Here is a 20,886-nt window from a genome sequence, read left to right on the forward strand (position 1 = left end):
CGCCATTGTGGTTCTGAAGTTCAGCCTATCCTTATGCGGCAGGGCGAAAGCCCGATATGGGGCGAATAGGCACCCTCGCCCGCTTTAAACGGGAACCGACGCAGCATATTCTGCCGCGTCCGTTCGCAGCGGTCAGGCCAGCGCGTCGGCGATAGCCCTGCCGCACTGCTCGGTATTCGCCTTGCCCTTCAGGTCGCCGGTGCGCAGGCCCGGCTCGGCCAGCACCGTCTCGACTGCCCGCATGATCGCGGCGGCGGCGTCCGCCTCGCCCAGATGCTCCAGCATCATCGCCGCCGACCAGATTTGCCCGACCGGATTGGCGACCCCCTTGCCGGCGATGTCGGGCGCGGAGCCGTGGACCGGCTCGAACAGCGAGGGCGCGGTGCGATCCGGGTTGATATTGCCCGACGGCGCCACCCCGATCGTGCCGGTGCAGGCCGGGCCAAGGTCGGACAAGATGTCGCCGAACAGGTTGGACGCCACCACCACGTCGAAGCGATCCGGGTTCAGCACGAACTGCGCGGTCAAAATATCGATATGATATTTGTCATGGGTGACGCTCGGATAGTGTTTCGCCATCTCCTCCACCCGCTCGTCCCACCAGGGCATGGTGATGGCGATGCCGTTGGACTTGGTCGCCGACGTGACATGCTTGCGATCCCGCGTCGCGGCCAGTTCGAAGGCGTAGCGCAGCACCCGGTCGGTGCCGTGCCGGGTCATCACCGTTTCCTGGATCACGATCTCCCGGTCGGTGCCGGGAAACATCTTGCCGCCGACCGAACTATATTCCCCTTCCGTATTCTCGCGCACGACCCAGAAATCGATATCGCCCGGCTCGCGCCCGACGAGAGGGCAGGGGACGCCGGGCATCAACCGCACCGGGCGCAAATTGACATATTGATCATATTCGCGCCGGAACTGGAGCAGCGATCCCCAGAGCGAAATATGGTCCGGCACCGTATCGGGCCAGCCGACCGCGCCAAAGAAGATCGCATCGGGTTTGCCGATCTGCGCCTTCCAATCGTCCGGCATCATCTGGCCATGCTTGGCGTAATAATCGCAGCAGGCGAAATCCTGCCATTTCTGATCGATGGAAAAGCCATACAGGCTCGCCGCGCGTTCCAGCACGCGAATGCCTTCGGGCATGACTTCCTTGCCGATCCCGTCGCCGGGAATGACGGAGATGGCATAGTTGCGTGAGTTAGTCATAGCCTACTCCCGTTCGCCCTGAGCCTGTCGAAGGGCTTCACTTTTCTGCGAGTACAAGAAATGGGCTTCGACAGGCTCAGCCCGAACGGATGGAAGGACCGATTAAAGTTTAAGCCCCGCAATGTGGAACGCCTTGGTTTCCAGATATTCCTCGATCCCCGCATGAGCGCCTTCGCGGCCCAGGCCCGACATCTTGACCCCGCCGAACGGCGCGACTTCCATGGCGATCGCCCCGCTGTTGAGCGCGACCATCCCGGCCTCCAGCCGTTCCGCCACGCGGAAGGCGCGATGCAGATTTTCGGTGTAGAAATAGGCGGCCAGGCCATAGCTGGTGGCGTTGGCCAGCTCGATCCCTTCCTCCTCATGGGTGAAGCGGAACAGCGGTGCGACCGGCCCGAACGTCTCTTCTTGCGCCAGCCGCATGTCCCGCGTCGCCCCGGTCAGGATGACCGGCGTCGCAAACCGGGCACCCGTCGCATCATTGGCCGCCTGCGCGAACAAAGTCGCACCATGCGACAACGCATCCTCGACATGCGCCTGCACCTTCTCGACGGCGGCGACGTTGATCAGCGGGCCGATCGTGCTGCCCGTCCTGTCGCCCGGCGCGACCTTCAGCGCGGACACCGCCCTGGCCAGCTTCTCGGCGAACTGGTCGTAGACCCCGTCCTGCACCAATATGCGGTTCGCGCATACGCAGGTCTGGCCTGCGTTGCGGAATTTGCTGACCATCGCACTGGCGACGGCGATGTCCACATCGGCATCGTCGAACACGATCAACGGGGCATTGCCGCCCAGCTCGAAGCTCACCCGCTTGATCGTGTCGGCGCATTGCCGCATCAGCAGCGACCCCACCCGCGTCGATCCGGTGAAGGACAATTTGCGCACCACCGGACTGGCGGTCAGCGCCCCGCCGATCGCCGTCGGCAGGCCGGTGACGATATTGAACACACCCGCCGGGATGCCGGCTTCCTCCGCCAGCTTCGCCAGCGCCAGCGCGGTGAAGGGGGTCAGCTCCGACGGCTTGACCACCACCGGGCAACCGGCCGCCAAAGCCGGCGCGCATTTGCGGGTAATCATCGCGGCGGGGAAATTCCACGGCGTAATCGCCGCCGAAACCCCCACCGGCTCTTTCATCACCAATATGCGGCGATTGGCCTCCGGCGCGGGCACGATGCCGCCATCGACGCGGCGGCCTTCTTCCGCGAACCATTTGATGAAGCTGGCGGCATAGCGAATCTCGCCCTCGGCCTCCGCGATCGGTTTGCCCTGTTCGGCGGTCATGATCCGGCCCAGATCGGCGACATTGGCCAGCACCAAAGCGTGCCAGCGCTCCAGCACGGCCGCGCGATCGCCTGCCGTCTGCGCCTTCCATGCCGGGAAAGCCGCCTCGGCCGCGGCGATGGCGGCCAGTGTATCGGCCTCGCCACAATCGGGCACCGTGCCGATGATCGCGCCAGTGGCGGGATTATCGACCGGCACGGTCGCGCCGGATGTCGCGCCGACCCATGCCCCGCCGATGAAGGCGCGTTCGATGAAAAGGGCGGGATTGTCGAGGATAAGGGTCATCCGAGCGCCTGCGTGGTGAGAGAGAAGGTCGTGACCGAAGGATCGATCGTCGGTTGCGGCCCGCGCACCATGCGCACGACCCGGCCGACACAGGGCAGGCCCAATTCGTCCAGCCAGCCGCCAAGCCCGCTTTCTTCGGGTATGTCCAACCGGCAGAACATGCCGCTATTGGACCCCAGCCAGTGGGATATCAGCGCCTTAGCCCCGCCCCTGTCGGGCGCGATCGTCGGCCCGACGACATAACCCCGGCCAAAGCGCCGGAACAGCGCAAAGCCCACCGGCTCATTGCTGCGCGTCAGCACCACGCCCTGCGCGCCGGGCGCCAGCGCGTCGAGTAGCGCATCGCGGTCCATCCCCGTCGCGCGGCGCGCCAGGTCATGCAATGTCCCCATATCCTTGGCGCCCAGCGGGCGCACCCGCTCGTCGGGGATCAGTTCGGCCATCGGCACGGCAAAGGCGGCGCCCTGATGCTGGAACACCGGGCCGATGGTTGCGAACCCCAGCTTGCGATAAAGCGGCGCGCCTTCGTCCGTGGCGTTGAGCAGCACGGTGCGCGACCCCAGATCGCCCAGCACCGCTTCCATCAACCGGCGGCCCAGCCCCATGCCCTGCGCCTGCGGGGACACGATCACCATGCCCAGCGTCGCGGCATCCTCGCCATAGAGCCAGGCCATGGCGGTGCCGATCACTTCCCGTTGACCCTCTGGGCCATCGCGCTCGACGACATAACCGAAACCCAATCCGAACAGCATCTCCCAATCCTCGATGCGATGCGGCCATTTCTGTTCGCTCGATAGGGTATGGGCGGCGGCCAGATCCTCGACGGTCATCCGCCGCAGGTCCACCATCGCCTCTATGCCTGTCGCCATGCGTCTTGCTCCTTGGCGGGAAAGGAACGCCCGCCTACCTCTGTTCGGAATCAATGGCCGGACATTAGAAGGCCGCGCCAAGCATTGGCTGCCGCCTTCGCCCTGATTTTGGAAGATTATCGCGCACATTTTCCCGTGCAATTGCAACAAATGCCGCGACGCGCGCCTATTTTGTCGGAATGTCCGTATGAAGGAGATTATGCCGTGGCCGGTTTCAACCCCGATCAGATCAGCCTGCCCCATGCGCATAATTTCATCGGCGGGAGTCGGGTTGCAGGTCACGGGCCGGCCCTCATCGTGCGGCGACCGTCCGACGGCCGGATACAGGCCGAACTCGACAGCGCCGATGCCGATCAACTGGTCGAAGCGGTCGTAGACGCGCAACGCGCCTATAAGCGCAGCGGCTGGGCGCAGACCGATCCGCGCGGCCGGATGAAGGTGATGCGTCGCTGGGCCGACCTGATCGAAGCCGATGCCGCGACGCTCGCCCCGCTCGAAGCCTTGGGGTCCACCCGGATGCTCAAGGAAATCACCGCCTGGGATTTGAGCTACACCGCCGAAACCATCCGCTTCTTCGCCGAATGGGCCGACAAGGTCGGCGGCGAAGTCGCGTCCACCACGCCCGACAAGCTGGGCCTCACCATCACCGAACCCTATGGCGTCGTCGCCGCGATCGCGCCGTGGAACCTCCCGCTGGTGATGGCTGCGTGGAAGATCGCGCCTGCCATCGCCGCGGGCAACAGCATCGTCCTCAAGCCGTCGGAAATGACGCCCTTCAGCATCGTGCGCCTCGCCGAACTGGCGATCGAGGCGGGGCTGCCCGCGGGCATCTTCAACATCGTGCAGGGCGACGGCCGCTCGGTTGGCGATCCATTGGTGCGCCGCCCCGAAGTGGCGAAGGTCACCTTCACCGGCTCCACCCGCACCGGCGCCGCCATCATGGCCGCCTGCGCGGAAACCGGGCCGAAGCCGGTGACGCTGGAACTGGGCGGCAAAAGCCCGCAGATCATCTTCGCCGACGCAGAATTGAACAAGGCGTCAGCCATCGTCGCCCGCGCCATCACCCTCAATGCGGGTCAGGTCTGCGTCGCCGGATCGCGCCTGCTGGTGCAGGACAAGGTCGCGGACCAGGTGATCGATCGCCTCGTCGCCGCCTTCGCCGCGCACCGGCCCGGCCCAACCTGGGCCGCCGACACCACGCTGGGGCCGATCATATCCGAAGGCCAGCTCGACCGCATGGCCGGCATCGTCGGCCGCGCTGTCGCGGCAGGGGCGGAAGCGCTCACCGGCGGCGGCCGTGCAGCCGCGCCGGAGGAGGGCAGCTATTTCGCGCCGACCCTGCTCGCCAATGTCGACCAGAAGAGCGAGGTCGTGCAGGGCGAAATCTTCGGCCCGGTCCTCACCGTCCAGACCTTCGCGGACGAGGAGGACGCCTATGCGCTGGCAAACGACAGCGACTATGGCCTGGCCGCCGGCGTCCATACCGGCGACATTGGCCGCGCCCTGCGCGCCACCCGTTCGCTGGAAGCCGGCACCATCTGGGTCAACCGCTACGGTCGCAGCAACGACTTCATCCTGCCCACCGGCGGCTACAAGCAATCGGGCATCGGTAAGGATCTCGGCCGCGAAGCCTATATGGCGAATCTCAAGACCAAGGTCGCGCTGATCGAATTCTGATATTGGGCGGGCCGGCTCCATGTGTTACAATGCACTGCATATGCAACACATGGAGCCGGCCCGCCATGAATGAGGCGACCTTCACCTTTCGCGTGGATCAGGAACTCAAGGGCCGCTTCGCCCGCGCGGCCAAGGCGCAGGATCGCACCGGCGCGCAATTGTTGCGCGATTTCATGCGCGATGTCGTACTGCGCGAGGAACAGGCCGAAAGCCATGACGCCTGGTTCCGTCGTCAGGTCGACGCCGGACGCGCATCCGCGCAGGCAGGCCACCTCATCGCCGGAGATGAAGTCGAGGCGCATTTCGCCGCACGACGCGCCGCCACGCTGCGGACATCAGACGGCGAGCGATGAGGCTGCGCTGGACGGCCGATGCCGTCAGGGATCGTGACGCCATTTACGACTATGTCGAAGCGCGCAGCCCGCGCGCGGCGATCAGGCTCGACACGCTCTTTTCGCAAAGAGCAGCCGACCTGTCCCGGCTCCCTGCCATGGGCCGGCCTGGCCGGGTGCCGGGAACGCGCGAACTAATCGCGCATCGCAACTATATTCTGGTCTATGACCTGACCGATACGGACGTGCGCATCCTGCGCCTGCTTCACGCCGCGCGCCTGTGGCCGCCACAAGAGCGGCGCTGACTCGAGGAATCAGCCCGCCGCAAACCGCCCGATCCGATAGGGTTCCATCAGAATGTCCGTGCCGCCTTTCGCGATGATCTCCGCCATCGTTTCGCCCACGCCCGGCCCGATCTGGAACCCCGACCCGGAAAAGCCGAAGGCGTAATAGAGGCCGCTGGTCGTCGCGCTCGGCCCCATCACCGGCTGGCTGTCGGGCATATAGCCCTCGATGCCGGACCACACCCGGATGATATTGAGCTTGCCCAGCGACGGCGCTAGCCGACGGATCTGTTGCAACTGGCTCATCGTATTCTGCGGCTCGACATAGGCGCGATACTGGTCGGGGAAGGATGGCCCCCGCGTGCTGCCGCCCAGCACGATGTTGCCGCGCGCCACCTGCCGAAAATAGACCGTTTCCTCCTCGATCGGCGTCATCACGCCGACGGCGGGCAGGATCGCATAAGGCACCGGTTCGGTCACGCTCATATTCGGCCCGCGCGGTACGATCGGCACCGGCTCGCCAAATTGCGACGACAGCGCATTGCCCCATGCCCCTGCCGTCACCAGCAGGGTCGGCGCGCGGAACGTCCGTCCATCCGCCGCCGTGACGATGAAATCCTCGCCTATTTTCTGCGCATCCACGATCTTCGTGTTTTCGTGGATCACCGCGCCCAGTTTCCGCGCAGCGCGGGCGAAGGCAGGAGCGGCGAGCCGGGGATTGGCATGGCCGTCGGTGGGCGAATAGGAACCGGCCAGAACATCCGGCCCGAAAAAGGGAAATTTGTCGCGCAGCGCGTTGCCGCTCAGCAATTCCAGGTCCAGCCCTTCCGCGCGCGCCTGCGTCGCATACTCCTCCATCGACCCGACCAGTTCGGGCCGCTCGCGATAGCAGACCCGGATATGGCCGGACTGGAGATATTCGACCTCCGCGCCCAGCAGTTCGCGCGACTTGCGCCAGATGGCGATCGCGCGATTGGCCAGCGGCAACTGGTGGATGGCGCGCCCCTGTCGCCGGACATTGCCGAAATTGGTGCCGCTCGCCTGTCGCCCGATCAGGTCGGTTTCCAGCAAGGTGACCGACATGCCATGCCCCCGCAAGAACAGCGCGGCAGACGATCCCATCAACCCGCCGCCCACGATGATGACGTCGCTGGCGGCGCTCATTGTCCGTCTCCGATCGCGATAGGTAGCGGCTTGACCGGCGCCTGTCCGCGCAGGCGACCGACCTGTTCCACCGGCACGCCGGCTTCGGCTGCGATCAGTTCGGCGGCGGCCAGCCCGCAATAGCGTCCTTGGCACCGCCCCATGCCGACCCGGCTGAACGCCTTGGCGCGATTGGCTTCCTGCGCGCCAGTTTCGCGCATCACCGCCCGCAGGTCGCCCGCCGTCACGCCCTCGCAGCGGCACAATATGGCGTCGTCGGGCAGGGCTGGGGCCTGTCGGGCGGGCCATGGAAAGGCCTTCGCCAGCCCGCGCGCGAACCTGGCATATTGGCCGACCTCGCTGCGTAGCGAGGTCATCTCGCCCTTGTCGACCGGCAAGCCAAGATCGCCCAGCGCCGCCAGCGCCGCCAGCCGCCCGCTCGCCTCGGCCGATCGCGCGCCCAATATCTTCGCGCCGTCGCCGGCCAGATAGACGCCCGCCACGCTCGAACGCCCGTCGCCGTCGCGCTCCGGCAACCATTGGCGCGTGCCGGGGTCGAAGGCGAAGGCGCAGCGCGCCAGATCGGCCAGTTGCGTCTCAGGCCGCAGATGATGGCCCATCGCCACCGCATCGCAGGCGATCGTTTCTTCACGGCCTGATCCGGCAAAAAAACGCACACCGCCGGCGCCGCTTTCGGCATCGCCCATGATCTCGACCGGCGTCACGCCATGCTGCACCATCACGCCCGCGCGCTTCAGCGTCCGCGTCAGCGCCACCCCGTTCCACAGGACGGAGGGCATCGCCAGCAAATCCGGCAGCGCCTTCAACCGCGCGCCGAACGGCGACGTATCCAGCACCGCCGCCACCTCCGCACCAGCCTCCACATATTGGCTTGCGACCAGATAGAGCAAAGGCCCCGATCCCATGAACACGACCCTGTGCCCGATCGACACCGCCTGGCTTTTGAGCGCCACCTGCGCCCCGCCCAGACTATAGGCCCCCGCAAATTGCCAGCCCTTGACCGGCATCAGCCTGTCGGTCGCGCCGGTGCACAGCAGCAGCGCGTCGAACGGGATAGCCTCCTGAACCGTCGCACTCGCCGTCCAGACATGACCCTTGGCGATGTTCCACACCAATGTTTCGGGTCGATAGTCGATCGCGCCTTTCAGCCCGTCGAACGTCTCGTGCAGCGCCTGCGCCCGTCCGGCCTCGGTGCCATAGAGTTTCCCATAGGGCCGGGTGAAATTGTCCGGCTGGCGGCGATAAATCTGCCCGCCGTCGCGCCGCCCTTCGTCGATCACGATCGGCCGCAGCCCCGCCGCGACACAGGCTTCCGCCGCGCGCGTGCCGGATGGCCCGGCGCCAACGATGATTATACGTGGTTCGGCCATGACGCCCCCGGCTGGCTGGTGACGACGCGCTGGCCCGATGCGGCCAGCGTGGAACAGGCGCGCAGGCGATCCCCGCTCTCGGTCCACACCCAGCAATCCTGGCACGCGCCCATCAGGCAGAATCCTGCCCGCTTCTCCGGCCCGAACTCGCTCTGGCGCAACGTCCCGCCCCCGCTCAACAGCGCGACCATCAACGTATCGCCCTCCAGCGCGGCGACGGGCGCGCCATCGACATGCAGGGTGACGGGCGGGCGGTCGGTTTCGCCCAGTCGAACGAACCGGCTCATGACGCGATCAAGCTTTCATCTCCATGATGGCACAATATGCGGCTGGCCCCCGCCGACCCCTTGTCCAGCCCATGGCGGGGTGGCGGGGTGATGTTGCACAGGCCGTCGACGCGCGCGGCGCAGCGCGGCAGGAATCGGCAAAGATCGGGATGGTCGCCCGCCGCGCCGATCGGCGGGGGCGCAGCCCCGGCATGGCTTTCCTCCAGCCAGCCCGCGCGCATTTCCGGGACCGATCCGATCAGCAGGTTGGTATAGGGGTGGAAGGGGGCGGTGGCGAAGGCTGTGCGCGGTCCCGTCTCGACCATCGTCCCCGAATAGAGGACCAGGATATCGTCGCAAATCGCCCGCACCGTCGAAATATCGTGGCTGATGAACATCGTCGCGATCCCCAGTTCCCGGCGCAGCTCCGCCATCAGCTCCAGGATCGCCGCGCCAACGACGGTATCCAGCGCAGACGTCACCTCGTCGCACAGGATGATTTGCGGGTCGGCCGCCAGCGCGCGGGCCAGGTTGACGCGCTGCTTCTGCCCGCCCGACAGCCCGCCGATATTGCGGTCGATCAGGCTGGCAGGGAGGCGGATCAGGTCCAGCAGTTCCAGCACTCGCAAATGCGCGGCATTGCCCTTCAACCCGGCATAGAAGGCCAGCGGTCGCGCCAATATCTGCCCCACGCTATGCGCAGGATTGAGCGCGGTGTCGGCATTCTGGAACACCAGTTGGATACGGCGAAACTGCTCGCGGCTGCGCCCGTCCAGCCCCGGCGGCAACGGTTCGCCGTCCAGCAGCACCTGCCCGCTCGCCGGGGGCAGCAGCCCGGCGATGACGCGGGCTATGGTCGACTTGCCCGATCCGCTTTCGCCGATCACGCCCAATGTGCCGCCGCGCTCGATCGTCAGGTTGATGTCGCGCAGCACCGGCACGCGCGGCAGTCCATCCTTGCCGATCCTGCCATAGCCGGCCGTCACATTGCGGATTTCCAGCAGCGGCGCGGCGGCGGGCAGGGCGACCTTGACCGGCGTCGGTCGGATTGCCGGGCGCGCTGCGGCCATCAGCGTGCGGGTGTAGTCGTCGGCCGGCGCGTGCAGGATCTGCGCCGCCGCGCCCGCCTCGCGGATGCGACCCTGGCTCAACACCACGATCTGGTCGGCCATCTGCGCCACCACGGCCAGGTCGTGCGACACATAGATGGCGGTCGCCCCGCGCTCCAGCACCACCGCCTTGAACGCGCGCAGCACTTCGATCTGCGTCGTCACGTCCAGCGCCGTGGTCGGCTCGTCCAATATCACCAGTTCGGGATCGGTGATCAGCGCCATCGCCGCCATCAGCCGCTGCAACTGCCCGCCCGACAACTGGTGCGGATAGCGCGTGCCGATCGTGTCGGGGAAGGGCAGGGCGAGCGCGCGGAACAGATCGACCGCCTTCGCCTCCGCCGTGGCGCGCGGCATCAGTCCATGGATCATCGCCGGTTCGATCACCTGATCCATGATCGTGCGCGACGGGTTGAACGCCGACGCGGCGCTCTGCGCGATATAGGCGATGCGATTGCCGCGCAGCTCTGCCAGCGCGCTGCGGTCCAGCGTCGTGATCTCCGCGTCACCTACGCGGATGCTGCCGCCCGCGATGGTCGCGCCCGGCCGGGCATGGCCGAGCAGGGTCAGTGCGATCGTCGTCTTGCCCGACCCGCTCTCGCCGATCAGCGCCAGCACCTCGCCGCGTTGCAGCGCGAAATCGATGCCGCTCACGATCGGAAAGCGCTCGCCCGCCGCATTGCGCGCGGTCACGGTCAGGCCTTTGACCTCGACATGGGGCTTTTCCATCATCGGCCTTTCCCCCGTCCCGGCAGCGCATCGATCAGCAGGTTCACGCCCACCGTCAAAGTTGCGATCGCCACCGCCGGCGCCAAAATCGCCAGCGCCCCTTCGCCCAGCCCGGAAATATTCTCCCGCACCAGCGAACCCAGATCCGCGTCGGGCGGCTGGACGCCCAGCCCCAGGAAGGACAGGCCCGACAGCAGCAGCACGATGAACACGAAGCGCAGGCCGAAGTCGGCGAGCAGCGGGTGGATCATGTTGGGCAATATTTCCGTGATGGCGATGTGGAACCGCCCTTCGCCCCGCGCGCGCGCGACCTGCACATAGTCCATCTGCGCCAGATTGACCGCCAGCGCGCGGGCGATGCGATAATTGCCCGGCACATAGGTGATCGCGGCGATCAGCAGCAGCAGCGGCAGCGACGACCCGAAGGCTGCGACCAGCACCAGCGAGAAGATTTTGGACGGAATGGAGATCAACATGTCCATGAAGCGCGACAGCGGCTCGTCCACCTTCGCGCCGCCGACGGCCGCGGTCAGCGCCAGCGCCGTGCCGGTCGCGCTCGCCAGCATGGCCGCGGCCGCCGCCAGACCGACCGTATAGCGTGCACCTGACAACAACCGGCTCAGCACATCGCGGCCCAGATAGTCGCTGCCCAGCCAATGGGCGGCGGATTGCCCGTCGAACACGTCATAGGCCACGAACGCGCCGACCGGATAGGGCGCCAGCATCGGCCCGAACAGCGCTACGGCCAACCAGAAGAGGACCAGCGTCAGGCCGACCTTGCCCGACAGCGGCAGGGTTTTCGCCCGTTTGAAAGCGGAAGCGATCATTGTGCGCGCAGCCTGGGGTTGGCGAGGATCGCGGTCACGTCCGCGATCAGCATCAGGAGGAGATAGGCCGCGCAAAATATCATGGCGCAGGCCTGGAGCAGCGGCATGTCGCGGCTGGTGACGGCATTGACCATCAGGCTGGCGAGGCCGGGATAGTTGAAGATCGTCTCCACGATCACCGCCCCGCCCAGCAGGTAGGACAGGCTCAATGCCATGGCGTTGACGATCGGCGCGATCGCATTGGGCATGATATGCTTCAGCACCACCTGCACCGGCGCGACGCCCTTCAGCACCGCCATCTCGACATAGGGTCGGTCCATCTGGTCGATCACCGCCGCCCGCGTCATCCGCGCCATTTGCGCGATGACGACGACGCTCAATGTCAGGATCGGCATGGCGACCCCGCGCAGATAGTCGCCCCATCCCATCTCTTCCGAAGCCAGCGCGATGGAGGGCAACCAGCGCAGCTTCACCGAAAAGATCAGCACCGCGATCGTCGCCACCAGAAATTCCGGCACCGCCACCATGGACAAGGTGGCGATATTGAGCGCCCGGTCGATCCTTCCCCCCCGGTTCATCGCCGATCCGATGCCGATCGTCAGCGCCACCGGCACGGCCACCAGCGCCGTCAGCGCGGCCAGCAACAGGCTGTTGGGCAACCGGCTCGAAATCACCTCCGCCACCGGCATGTTGGCGACCATCGACTGGCCCGGATCGCCGCTCACCATCCCGCCCAGCCAGTCGGCGTAGCGGACATAGGCCGGGCGATCGAGACCCATTTCATGGCGCAGCGCCGCGACCTGCTCCGCCGTGGCGCTCTGCCCCAATGCTTCCTGCGCGGCGTCTCCGGGCAGCAGTTGCGCGATGACGAAGATCGTCATCGACACCAGCAGCAGCGTCAGCAGTGAAGAGGCGAACCGCTTGGCGATCAATGTCAGCGCGGCCTTCATGCCGCTTGGGGAGGAGGCGCCCGCCATCATCCTTCCCACCAGACATGTTCGGCGAATTGATAGCCCATCAGGCCGCCGAGCGAGACGGGATACATGCCTTTCAACCGCTGGTCATACCCGTCGATCAGACTGATGAACACCGGAATGCCAACCCCGCAATGGTCCCGCACCAGCCCCTGCATCTCGCCATAAAGCTGCTTGCGCCGCGCCTGATCGGCCTCGCCCCGCGCCTCCAGCAGCAGCCGGTCGAAACGCGGATTTTTCCACCCGCTCTCGTTCCATGCTGCGTCGGACTTGTAGAAAAGGCTGAACAGCAGGTCGGCGGTCGGGCGCGGGTTGGTGTTGCCGAAACCCAGCGGATGCTTCATCCAGTGGGTCGACCAATAGCCGTCCGCTGGCACCCGGTTGACGGCCAGCTTCAACCCCACGCGCGACCCATATTCCTGCAATATCGACGCCATGTCGACCGATCCGTCCGCGGCGGGCGAGGCATAGACGGGCAGGCGCACGCCGGTCAGGCCCGCGCGCTGCAAATGCCATTTCGCCTTGTCCAGGTCGAGCGACCGCTGCGGCAGGTCGGCGCGATAATAGGGGTGGAAGGGCGGGATCGGCTGATCGTTGGCGATCGTCGCATAGCCGCGATAGAGCGCCCGTTTGATCAGCGGCCGGTCGATCAGATATTGCATCGCCGCGACGAAATGCGGATTGCCGGTCGGCAACTGCCGCTGCTGCATGATGAGGTTGGTGTAGAGCCCTGACTGCGTTTCCAGCAGCGCATGGCCACGCGACGCCATGATCCGCTTGGTCGATCGCGGGTTGACCGCGATCACCAGATGGACGTCACCCGACAGCAACGCATTGACCCGGCTGACCTCGTCGGGAATGCCGATCAGTTCGATCTCCTCCAGATAGGGTTTGCCGGGCTTCCAATAGTTAGGATTGCGCCGCGCCAGCGTCCGCACGCCGGGCCGGAACTGCGCGCACAGATAGGGGCCGGTGCCGTTGGCGGTGCGAAAATCGCGCGTGCCGGCGCGCAGGATCAGGAAATGGGACTGCGCCAATATGGTCGGCAAATCCGCATTGGGCCCGGTCAGCCGGATTGTCAGCTCATGCCGCCCGGTCGCCTTGACCTGCGCAAACTGCTCGGCGATCTGCGCCATCTTCGACCCGGTCGCTGCATCCTTGTGCCGCAACAGCGACCAGACGACATCGGCCGCGGTCAGGTCCGCGCCGTCATGGAATGTCACGCCCTTGCGCAGCCGCACATGCCAGGCGATTTGGTCGGTGCTGTCCATCCGTTCGGCCAGCGCTGGCCGCGCGATCAATTGCCGGTCCAGCACGGTCAGCCCGCTATAGAACATATAATGGCGCACATAGTCGGTCGACAATGCGCCCTTGGCCGGGTCCAGCGTGTCGGCGGTCGAGCTGGACAGGCTGGCGACACGGATGCGCCCGCCCACTCGCGGCCTGCTCGCCGCCAGCGCGCCGTCGGGCAGCAGCAGCCCGGCGCCGATGCCAAGCCCCGCGCCGATCAAGTCCCGCCGGGAAAAGGGCGACATGGCGTCCGTCAATGGATCACATCCTGCCATTTGTACCACAGGCCCACCAGAGGCAGGAACCAGGGCTTGCCGAAATGGCCCGGTACGCTCGGCTAATCCAGCCCGGTCCAGGGATTGGCGTCCGGCTCGCCGCTCATCACGCGCGCCATCTGTTGCCCCATATGGGTCGCCATCTGCACGCCATGGCCGCTATAGCCCATCGAATAATAGAGCCCGTCCGTCTCGCCCGCGCGGGGCAGGCGGTCGGCGGTCAGGTCGACCATTCCGCCCCATATATGGTCGATGCCCACGCCCTTGAGCGCCGGGAACATCTCCCCCATCGCCTGCTCCAGGATCAGCCCGCTTTTCGCGTCCGACCGGGGATCGCTGATCGCAAAGCGCGCCCGCCCGCCGAAGATCAGGCGGTTGTCGGGCGCCAGCCGAAAATAATTGCCGATAGCCTTGCTGGTCACATAGTTGCGTCGTCCCGGCAGCAGCCGGTCGATCAGCGCGTCGTCCAGCGGCTGTGTCGCGATGATGAAACTGCCGACCGACACGATCCGCCGACGGAAGAAGCCGAAAGGACCAACAGAAGGCGCGCCGCCGGTGGCGACCAGTAGCTGCTTCGCCGTTACCGTCCCGCGCGAAGACGTCACGCGCCAGCCTTGCGGTACGCGCAGGAAATCACTGACGTCGGCACCTTCGTAAATCCGCGCCCCGGCCCGCGCCGCCGCTTCCGCCAGCCCAACGCCAAACCGCCCCGGATGCACCTGCGCACTGGTCGTCTGGACCAGCGCGCCGTGGAAAGCGTCCGACCCCACTTCCTCGCGGATGCGGTCGGGCGGCACCAGCCGGACATGCTCGTCCACCTCGGCGGCCAGCAAATCATGCGCCCGCACCAGCTTGTCATAATGCGCGGGCTTCGCCGCCAGCTTCATCCGGCCGCAGCGGGTGAAGTTGCAGTCGATGTCTTCCTCGCGCGCCAGCCGCTCGACCGTATCGACGGCGTCGCAATGGGCACGATAATAGGCTTTGGCGATCTCCTTCCCGAACCGGGCGGACAGCGCGCCATAGTCATGGGCCGTGCCATTATTGCACTGGCCCCCGTTGCGACCCGAAGCCTCTCCGACGACGCGCCCCTTCTCCAGCAGCACGACGCTGGCCCCGCGCTTGCCCAGCGCCAGCGCCGCCGACAGGCCGGTAAAGCCGCCGCCGATGATGGCGACGTCCGTCATGCCTTCGACTCCGCCCTCCGCCCCGCCGGTGAAGGCCGGGGCGCTGGCGAGCCAGTAGGAGAGGGGGGAGGGCCCAGTCATGATCGGATCAGAGGCCCACGACCGCGGGCAGACAACCGATATGGGGAATTTCGACGTCGCGATAGAAGGGGTTGGACGGCTCATGCCCACGCCCCACGAACACGCGGCAGCCGAAATGCAAATCGGTCGCCGTATTCTGGTCGTAGCGGAAGCTGGAGGAGACGTGCATCATATCCTCCGGGCTGGCGCCCAACTGGTCGAACATATATTCGAACGCCTGCATCCGCGGCTTGTACGCCTGCGCCATTTGCGCGGTATAGACTGCGTGGAAAGGCGCGCCGAGCATGGCGACATTATGATGGATCTGCTCGTTCATCGCGTTGGACAGGATGACCAGCGGAATCTTGTCGCCGATCTGGCTCAGGCCACCGGCGACATCATCATGCGGCCCCCATGTCGGCACGGCGGCATAGACCGCATCGGCGTCCGTCTCGTTATAGGCCACGCCCCATTTCTCGCACGTCCGGCGCAACGAATTGCGGATGATCTCCTGATAGGGTTCCCAGTCGCCCATCACCTGGTCGAAGCGGTACGCGCCCCAATCCTTGCAGAAAGCGGGCAGTTTTTCCGCATCGATGCGATCGGCCATGAAGGTGGTCGCCATATCCGTCATGCGGAAACGGGTCAGCGTCCCATAGCAATCGAAGCTGATATATTTGGGCCGGAAATTGGGCATCGGCGGAGCGTCCTTTGCGAGTTCTACAGGTGGCCCGTGGGGCCGTGTGACAGGAGCATTACGACATGGCAGGGCCGGAACATGCACCCGATTGGATCGGGTCGGGACGCAGATTTCAGGCTTTATAGCATGGGTTTCGGCATCATTTGCCGTGCGCCTTTCAAGCGCGCGATCAAGGACCGATCATAGCCGAAAAGCCATATGGCGCACAGATGCGCGGCATGGAATGTCGCACGCTCAATAGCCCCGGTCGCGCGCGACTTCGCCGTCCATCGGCCGGCCCTCGGCAAAGCGCCGGATATTGGCGATCAGCGCGCGCGCCGCGCCATCCGGGCGGGTCATGCTGGCGACATGCGGCGTCAGCATTATGCGCGGATGCGTCCAAAAAGGATGGCCGGCCGGCAGCGGCTCCGGCTCTGTCACATCCAGCACAGCGCCCGAAAGATGCCCCTCATCCAGCAGCGACAGCAGATCATGCTTCACCAGATGCGCGCCCCGCCCGACATTGATGACCGCCGCGCCGCGCGGCAGTTGAGACAATGTATTCCGGCACAAAATGCCGCGCGTCTCGTCGGTCAGCGGCAGCAGGCAGATGAGGATATCGCAGCCTGGCAGAAACGCCTTCAGCCCATCTTCGCCAGCATGACAATCGACCCCGTTGATCGCGTGGGCCGACCGGCTCCATCCCGACAGGGCAAAACCGAACGGCTGCAACGTCTGCAACACCGCCCGGCCCAGATTGCCCAGCCCCATCACGCCGATCCGCCGCTCGCCCGCAGGTGTCAGCTTGATCGGCGCCCACCGCGCTTCTTTCTGCGCCTCGCGATAATCAATCAGGTTTCGGTGCAGCGCCAGCACCGCCATCGTTGCATATTCGACCATGCCGGCCGCGATCCCCGGCTCGATCATCCGCACGACCCGGACATGGGGCGGCAGCGCGTCCATGTCGAACTGGTCGATCCCCGCGCCGATCGAAAAAAGCACTTCCAGATTGGGCAGGCTGGCGATTAACTCTGCCGACGGCGCCCAGGCTGCGAGATAGCGGATCGCGGCTGGATCATAGGATTGGGAAGGATCGACGAAGCCGATGTCCGCCGCGTCCTCCGCGAAAATCGCGCGCCAGATACGGCCGCGCGCGGGATCGGACGTGTAGAGCAGGGTCATGACATGGTCTTTCGAACGGGGCGGCGGCGCTGGGCGGCAGCCTGCCACCACAGGATGGGGCCGGAAAGGGCGAGCGCCGCCAACGCCAGCGCGATGAACAGGATCAGCGCCGGACCGGCCGGCCCCGCCACTTCGCCACTATGGATCGGCAGCACCGTCATCCACAGCGCGCCATTCTGCTGGGCGCGGGTCGCGCCGACGATATGGGGCCGGGACAGGGTGACGATGACGCGATGCACCGCACGCGCATTGCGTTCGGGCGCGCGGAAATTGACGATCATACGGTCGCCATCGATCCGCAGGTCGCGCAGCGCGCTGTCGGGAAAGGCGCTCTGCGCCAGCGTCAGGCTGCGGTCGACCGCGGCCGCGGGGACGGCGACCGCACTCGGTGCCGCGCTGGCGTCGGCCAGTTCGGGCAGGATCAGCAGCAGGCCGCTTCCGGCGAGCATGACCAGGAAAGCGGCGGCGACCACGCCGACCGTGCGATGCGCCTGCCGCAGCACCTGCCGCGGGGCCAGCGACCAGCGGATCGTCAGCGCCTTGGCGATGTTGCGCTTGGGCCACCAGAAAGCGAGGCCGCTCGCCGCCATGGTCAGCAGCGCCAGCGCGTTGATCGCGACCATCGCCATGCCGGCCTTGCCCGCCATCAGCCGATAATGGATTTGCAGCGCGGCCTCGACCGGGAAGGCGAACAGGCCGCCCGCGCGCAACACGGCGCCACCGGCCGGATCGATCGAGGCATAGCCGGTGCGACCCTCCTCGTTGGCGAGTTGCGCGAACCAGGTCGCGCCGTCGCTGTCTGGCGCGAACAGGCGGACGACATGGCGGCCCGGCATGACCCGGTTCGCCCGCGCCACTGCATCACCGGGCGACAGGGCCGCCCCGGTCGCCTGGCTCGTCATGCCCACCGGGTCGATCGCCCGCGCCGCCGGACCGCGATACAGCAGCATCGCGCCGGTCAGCGCCTGCGCCAGCAGGAACGGCGCGATAACCAGGCCGATAATGCGGTGGGTGCGGAGCCATTGTGCGCGGGTCATGATGCGCCTCTTGCTGTCGAAAAAAAGAACAAGGCCGCCGACGTCCTCAAGGCTTGGAGGGAGGCCCAAGCCTTGGAATGAGGAAAGTCGGCGGCCGATCGGAGCCTTGCGGCTCCGATGTCAGCGCATCAGAAGTTAAACGTCGCCCGCAGCGTGAACGAGCGCGGCATACCCGGCTGCACCCACAGCGCCGCATAGGAACTGGCATAATATTTTTTGTCGAACAGGTTATCGACATTGGCCGACAGCTTGATCTGGTCGTTGATCGTCACTGACCCCAATATCTTCGCGATGGTGTAGCTGGGCAGGAAGAAGGTCGTCGCGGTTTCCCCCAGACGCTTGCCGACATGGCTTACTCCGCCGCCCAACATCGCCTCATGCTCGCCGATCGAGAAATTCTTGAACAGCAGGATATTGCCCTGATGCTTGGGAATGTTGATCAGCGGGTCGCCCTTCAGGATCGGTTGGCCGAAATTGGGATCGGTGACATTGGTCGCCCATCCTGCGTCGGTATAGGCATAGGTCAGGAACAGTTCGAACCCGGCCGGCAACTTGGCGTTGAGGTCAAATTCCACGCCCTTGCTGTCGGCGGCGCCCACCGGCTTGGAAAAACCGGGATTGGCCGGATCGGTGGACAGGACGTTGGTCTTCTTCATCTTGTACAATGACAGGGTGCTGGTGATGCGGCCGTCCGGCGTCACGAACTTGCCGCCGACTTCGTAGGATTCGCTGATTTCCGGTTCGAAAGGCTGGCCATCGGCGCCCACGCCGCTATTTGGCCGGAATCCCTTTCCATAGCTGGCGTAGACGGACAAGCTATTGGTCGGTTCGAACACCATTCCGGCCATTGGACTGAATTTGGTGTAGGATTTTCTGGGATTGGTGCCGTTCAGGCGCAGGTCGATGTCTTGGCTGAAATCATCATATCGTCCACCAAAGCGGACCTTGAACTGCTCGGTGATCTCGACCTGATCCTGGGCGTAGACGCCCCATGCCTTTTGAATTTCGGTCGCGTTCTGGATCACCGCCGTGGGGGTTGGGGCGGGGATGGCGTAATCGGGGTTGAAGATGTCGATCGAATAGCTTTGGTCGGTGGCAGTGGGCCGATAGCGGGTCTGGAAATAGTCGATCTTGAACCGGTCATAATCCGCGCCGACGCGGATATTATGGACGATCGATCCGGTTTCCAGCTTGCCGCTGATTTCGCCGCGGAACACCATATATTTGGTGCTATAGTCGCGGTAACGGCGCTGGCGCGACAGGGTGCGGCCGTCAGCGTAAATCTGCTGACGCCCGGCGGCCGGATTGGCCTTGTTGAACACCAGTTCGGGATCGCTGGAAAAACCCTTGAACGTCGTGTCCTTGTAACCCGCGCCCAGCATCAGCGTCCAATCGTTGCTGAAATCATGCTGATATTGCGCCTGGTGGCCCAGCACCTCGACCTCGGTCGGGCCATCATTGGGGTTGCTGAGATAGCGGGAATTGGGAATCGCGCCCAGATCATAGCTGATCGCGCCATTCGCATTGATCGTTGGGATCGCGACCACGCCGCGCTCGAACGGCACTTCCTGGTTCACATATTCCAGTTCGTAGGTGAAGATGTCCTTGTCCGACAACTTGGCCAGGAAAGTCGGGTTCACCGTATATTTGCGTGTTTCAACAGTATCGCGGAAGCTTTCGGCATCTTCGACAGACCCGTTGATGCGGATCGCCACGCTGTCGCTCAGGGGCAGGTTATAATCGCCCTCCACCCGGTAATTGTCCCATTTGCCTGCTGCGACGGAAAAGCTGCCGCCTTCCTTGAAGGTTGGCTTCTTGGTGACGATGTTGATCGTGCCGCCCGGCTCGCCGCGCCCGAATAACGCCGAATTCGGTCCCTTGAGCACTTCGATCCGTTCGACATTGGATGCATCGCGCGGGCCGCCATAGCCGCGGCCGCCGTTGAATCCGTTGACCAGGAAGCCGCTGGGGAAATTCTCGTCGCCGGCAAAGCCGCGGATCGCGAAACTGTCCCACAGGCCGCCGAAATTATTCTGCTTCGACACGCCGCTCGCCAATTCCAGCGCGGTGTCGAGCCGGGTTATGTTCAGGCTGTCGAGCAGCTTGCCTTCCAGAAACTGGACGGCCTGCGGGATTTCCTTGACCGGCGTGTCGCCGAAATATTGCCGCTTCAGGCCGGTGACGACAATCTCGCCGTCCGCGGCAGCGGCAGCGGGTTGCTGCGCCTGTGCGGCGGAAGACAGGGCGATGGCGGCGGTGCTGGCGATAAAGGCCAGGCGAAGGGTCGATGATGTGCGCATGATGTTATCCCCTTATGAAGTCGCTGTTCCCGAATGTCCTGCGAAACGGGGACCGGCTGGTTTTCTTCTTGTTTCCCGCGCGGATGTTGCATCCTGTCGTCGGGGCCGGGCCACGGGGTGTTTTCGATCACCTCTTCTAAGGACGAGGCTAGGTTGAGTTACGGATATATTACGTCAAACTTGGCGCATGGGACGGTGCAAAATTGTGAATCGCGGGGCGCGACGGCATGAAAATGCGGCGTTCGATTGCGGCCCCGACCCATGCGAAAATCCCGAAAAAGGGCCGCTTCCAGGGCGAAGCGGCCCTGCGACCATCTAGAGATGTTTGAGCCACCAGATATCCTTGCGGCGGACGTGAAATAGCCGGTCAGTTGATAGTCGATGAGGACGAAGCCGGCGGTCATCAGCGCGGCATTGGCCAGGATGCCGCTGCGGTTGAAACTGGGTCGCCAGACCGACACCATGGAAAAAGCCGAAGATCAGCGCAAGTCTCATCAAAAAAT

General features: G+C 65.1%; 19 protein-coding genes. 3 read left to right on the plus strand and 16 right to left on the minus strand.

Annotation, left to right across the window (positions count from 1 at the left end; all coding sequences use genetic code 11):
* Positions 1–132: 132 nt before the first annotated feature.
* The 3 genes from V473_RS20295 to V473_RS20305 all read right to left on the minus strand — a co-directional run bounded on the left by V473_RS20295 (position 133) and on the right by V473_RS20305 (position 3,644).
* Positions 133–1,209: a tartrate dehydrogenase gene (locus V473_RS20295; RefSeq protein WP_066609127.1), complete on the minus strand. Its 1,077-nt coding sequence runs from the start codon at positions 1,207–1,209 to the stop codon at positions 133–135.
* A 102-nt stretch (positions 1,210–1,311) separates the two neighbouring features.
* A complete protein-coding gene (locus V473_RS20300; protein WP_066609128.1) occupies positions 1,312–2,775 on the minus strand; it encodes an NAD-dependent succinate-semialdehyde dehydrogenase in 1,464 nt (487 codons plus the stop codon).
* Positions 2,772–3,644 carry a GNAT family N-acetyltransferase gene (locus tag V473_RS20305; protein WP_066609129.1) on the minus strand — a complete coding sequence of 291 codons (873 nt, stop codon included), beginning with the start codon at positions 3,642–3,644 and terminating at the stop codon, positions 2,772–2,774. The genes V473_RS20300 and V473_RS20305 overlap by 4 nt, the downstream gene beginning before the upstream one ends.
* A 204-nt stretch (positions 3,645–3,848) precedes the next feature.
* On the opposite strand from V473_RS20305, the gene V473_RS20310 reads away from it, so the two are divergent.
* The 3 genes from V473_RS20310 (at position 3,849) to V473_RS20320 (ending at position 5,958) form a co-directional block, all read left to right on the plus strand.
* The gene (locus V473_RS20310) at positions 3,849–5,321 is read left to right on the plus strand and encodes an aldehyde dehydrogenase family protein (RefSeq protein WP_244884559.1); all 1,473 of its coding nucleotides are present in this window, start codon (positions 3,849–3,851) and stop codon (positions 5,319–5,321) included.
* A gap of 65 nt (positions 5,322–5,386) precedes the next feature.
* Complete coding sequence (locus tag V473_RS20315) at positions 5,387–5,674, plus strand: CopG family ribbon-helix-helix protein (RefSeq protein ID WP_066609130.1); 288 nt, start codon at positions 5,387–5,389, stop codon at positions 5,672–5,674.
* On the plus strand, positions 5,671–5,958 hold the full coding sequence (locus tag V473_RS20320) for a type II toxin-antitoxin system RelE/ParE family toxin (RefSeq protein WP_066609131.1): 288 nt from the start codon (positions 5,671–5,673) through the stop codon (positions 5,956–5,958). The genes V473_RS20315 and V473_RS20320 overlap by 4 nt, the downstream gene beginning before the upstream one ends.
* A 9-nt stretch (positions 5,959–5,967) precedes the next feature.
* Here V473_RS20320 and V473_RS20325 read toward each other — a convergent pair whose 3' ends face one another.
* From V473_RS20325 to V473_RS20385, 13 genes are all read right to left on the minus strand, one after another.
* Complete coding sequence (locus V473_RS20325; RefSeq protein WP_066609132.1) at positions 5,968–7,101, minus strand: NAD(P)/FAD-dependent oxidoreductase; 1,134 nt, start codon at positions 7,099–7,101, stop codon at positions 5,968–5,970.
* Entirely contained in the window at positions 7,098–8,471 is a 1,374-nt protein-coding gene (locus V473_RS20330) for an FAD/NAD(P)-dependent oxidoreductase (protein ID WP_066609133.1), read from the minus strand. The genes V473_RS20325 and V473_RS20330 overlap by 4 nt, the downstream gene beginning before the upstream one ends.
* A complete protein-coding gene (locus tag V473_RS20335; RefSeq protein ID WP_066609134.1) occupies positions 8,453–8,758 on the minus strand; it encodes a (2Fe-2S)-binding protein in 306 nt (101 codons plus the stop codon). Before V473_RS20335 ends, V473_RS20330 begins: the two co-directional genes overlap by 19 nt.
* Complete coding sequence (locus V473_RS20340; protein WP_066609135.1) at positions 8,755–10,578, minus strand: ABC transporter ATP-binding protein; 1,824 nt, start codon at positions 10,576–10,578, stop codon at positions 8,755–8,757. Before V473_RS20340 ends, V473_RS20335 begins: the two co-directional genes overlap by 4 nt.
* A complete protein-coding gene (locus tag V473_RS20345; protein ID WP_066609136.1) occupies positions 10,575–11,402 on the minus strand; it encodes an ABC transporter permease in 828 nt (275 codons plus the stop codon). The genes V473_RS20340 and V473_RS20345 overlap by 4 nt, the downstream gene beginning before the upstream one ends.
* Positions 11,399–12,379 carry an ABC transporter permease gene (locus V473_RS20350; protein WP_201785569.1) on the minus strand — a complete coding sequence of 327 codons (981 nt, stop codon included), beginning with the start codon at positions 12,377–12,379 and terminating at the stop codon, positions 11,399–11,401. Before V473_RS20350 ends, V473_RS20345 begins: the two co-directional genes overlap by 4 nt.
* The gene (locus V473_RS20355; RefSeq protein WP_066609137.1) at positions 12,379–13,923 is read right to left on the minus strand and encodes an ABC transporter substrate-binding protein; all 1,545 of its coding nucleotides are present in this window, start codon (positions 13,921–13,923) and stop codon (positions 12,379–12,381) included. The genes V473_RS20350 and V473_RS20355 overlap by 1 nt, the downstream gene beginning before the upstream one ends.
* A gap of 80 nt (positions 13,924–14,003) precedes the next feature.
* The gene (locus V473_RS20360) at positions 14,004–15,206 is read right to left on the minus strand and encodes an NAD(P)/FAD-dependent oxidoreductase (RefSeq protein ID WP_244884563.1); all 1,203 of its coding nucleotides are present in this window, start codon (positions 15,204–15,206) and stop codon (positions 14,004–14,006) included.
* Between the two features lie 7 nt (positions 15,207–15,213).
* A complete protein-coding gene (locus tag V473_RS20365) occupies positions 15,214–15,882 on the minus strand; it encodes a haloacid dehalogenase type II (RefSeq protein WP_066609138.1) in 669 nt (222 codons plus the stop codon).
* Positions 15,883–16,119: 237 nt separating this feature from the next.
* A complete protein-coding gene (locus V473_RS20370) occupies positions 16,120–17,046 on the minus strand; it encodes a 2-hydroxyacid dehydrogenase (protein ID WP_066609139.1) in 927 nt (308 codons plus the stop codon).
* Entirely contained in the window at positions 17,043–18,083 is a 1,041-nt protein-coding gene (locus tag V473_RS20375) for a PepSY-associated TM helix domain-containing protein (protein ID WP_066609140.1), read from the minus strand. Before V473_RS20375 ends, V473_RS20370 begins: the two co-directional genes overlap by 4 nt.
* A 128-nt stretch (positions 18,084–18,211) precedes the next feature.
* Positions 18,212–20,383: a TonB-dependent siderophore receptor gene (locus tag V473_RS20380; RefSeq protein ID WP_066609141.1), complete on the minus strand. Its 2,172-nt coding sequence runs from the start codon at positions 20,381–20,383 to the stop codon at positions 18,212–18,214.
* 158 nt (positions 20,384–20,541) lie between these two features.
* A complete protein-coding gene (locus V473_RS20385) occupies positions 20,542–20,847 on the minus strand; it encodes a hypothetical protein (protein WP_066609142.1) in 306 nt (101 codons plus the stop codon).
* Positions 20,848–20,886 lie beyond the last annotated feature (39 nt).

This window comes from Sphingobium cupriresistens LL01, assembly GCF_001046645.1.
In the GTDB taxonomy this organism is placed as follows: domain Bacteria; phylum Pseudomonadota; class Alphaproteobacteria; order Sphingomonadales; family Sphingomonadaceae; genus Sphingobium; species Sphingobium cupriresistens.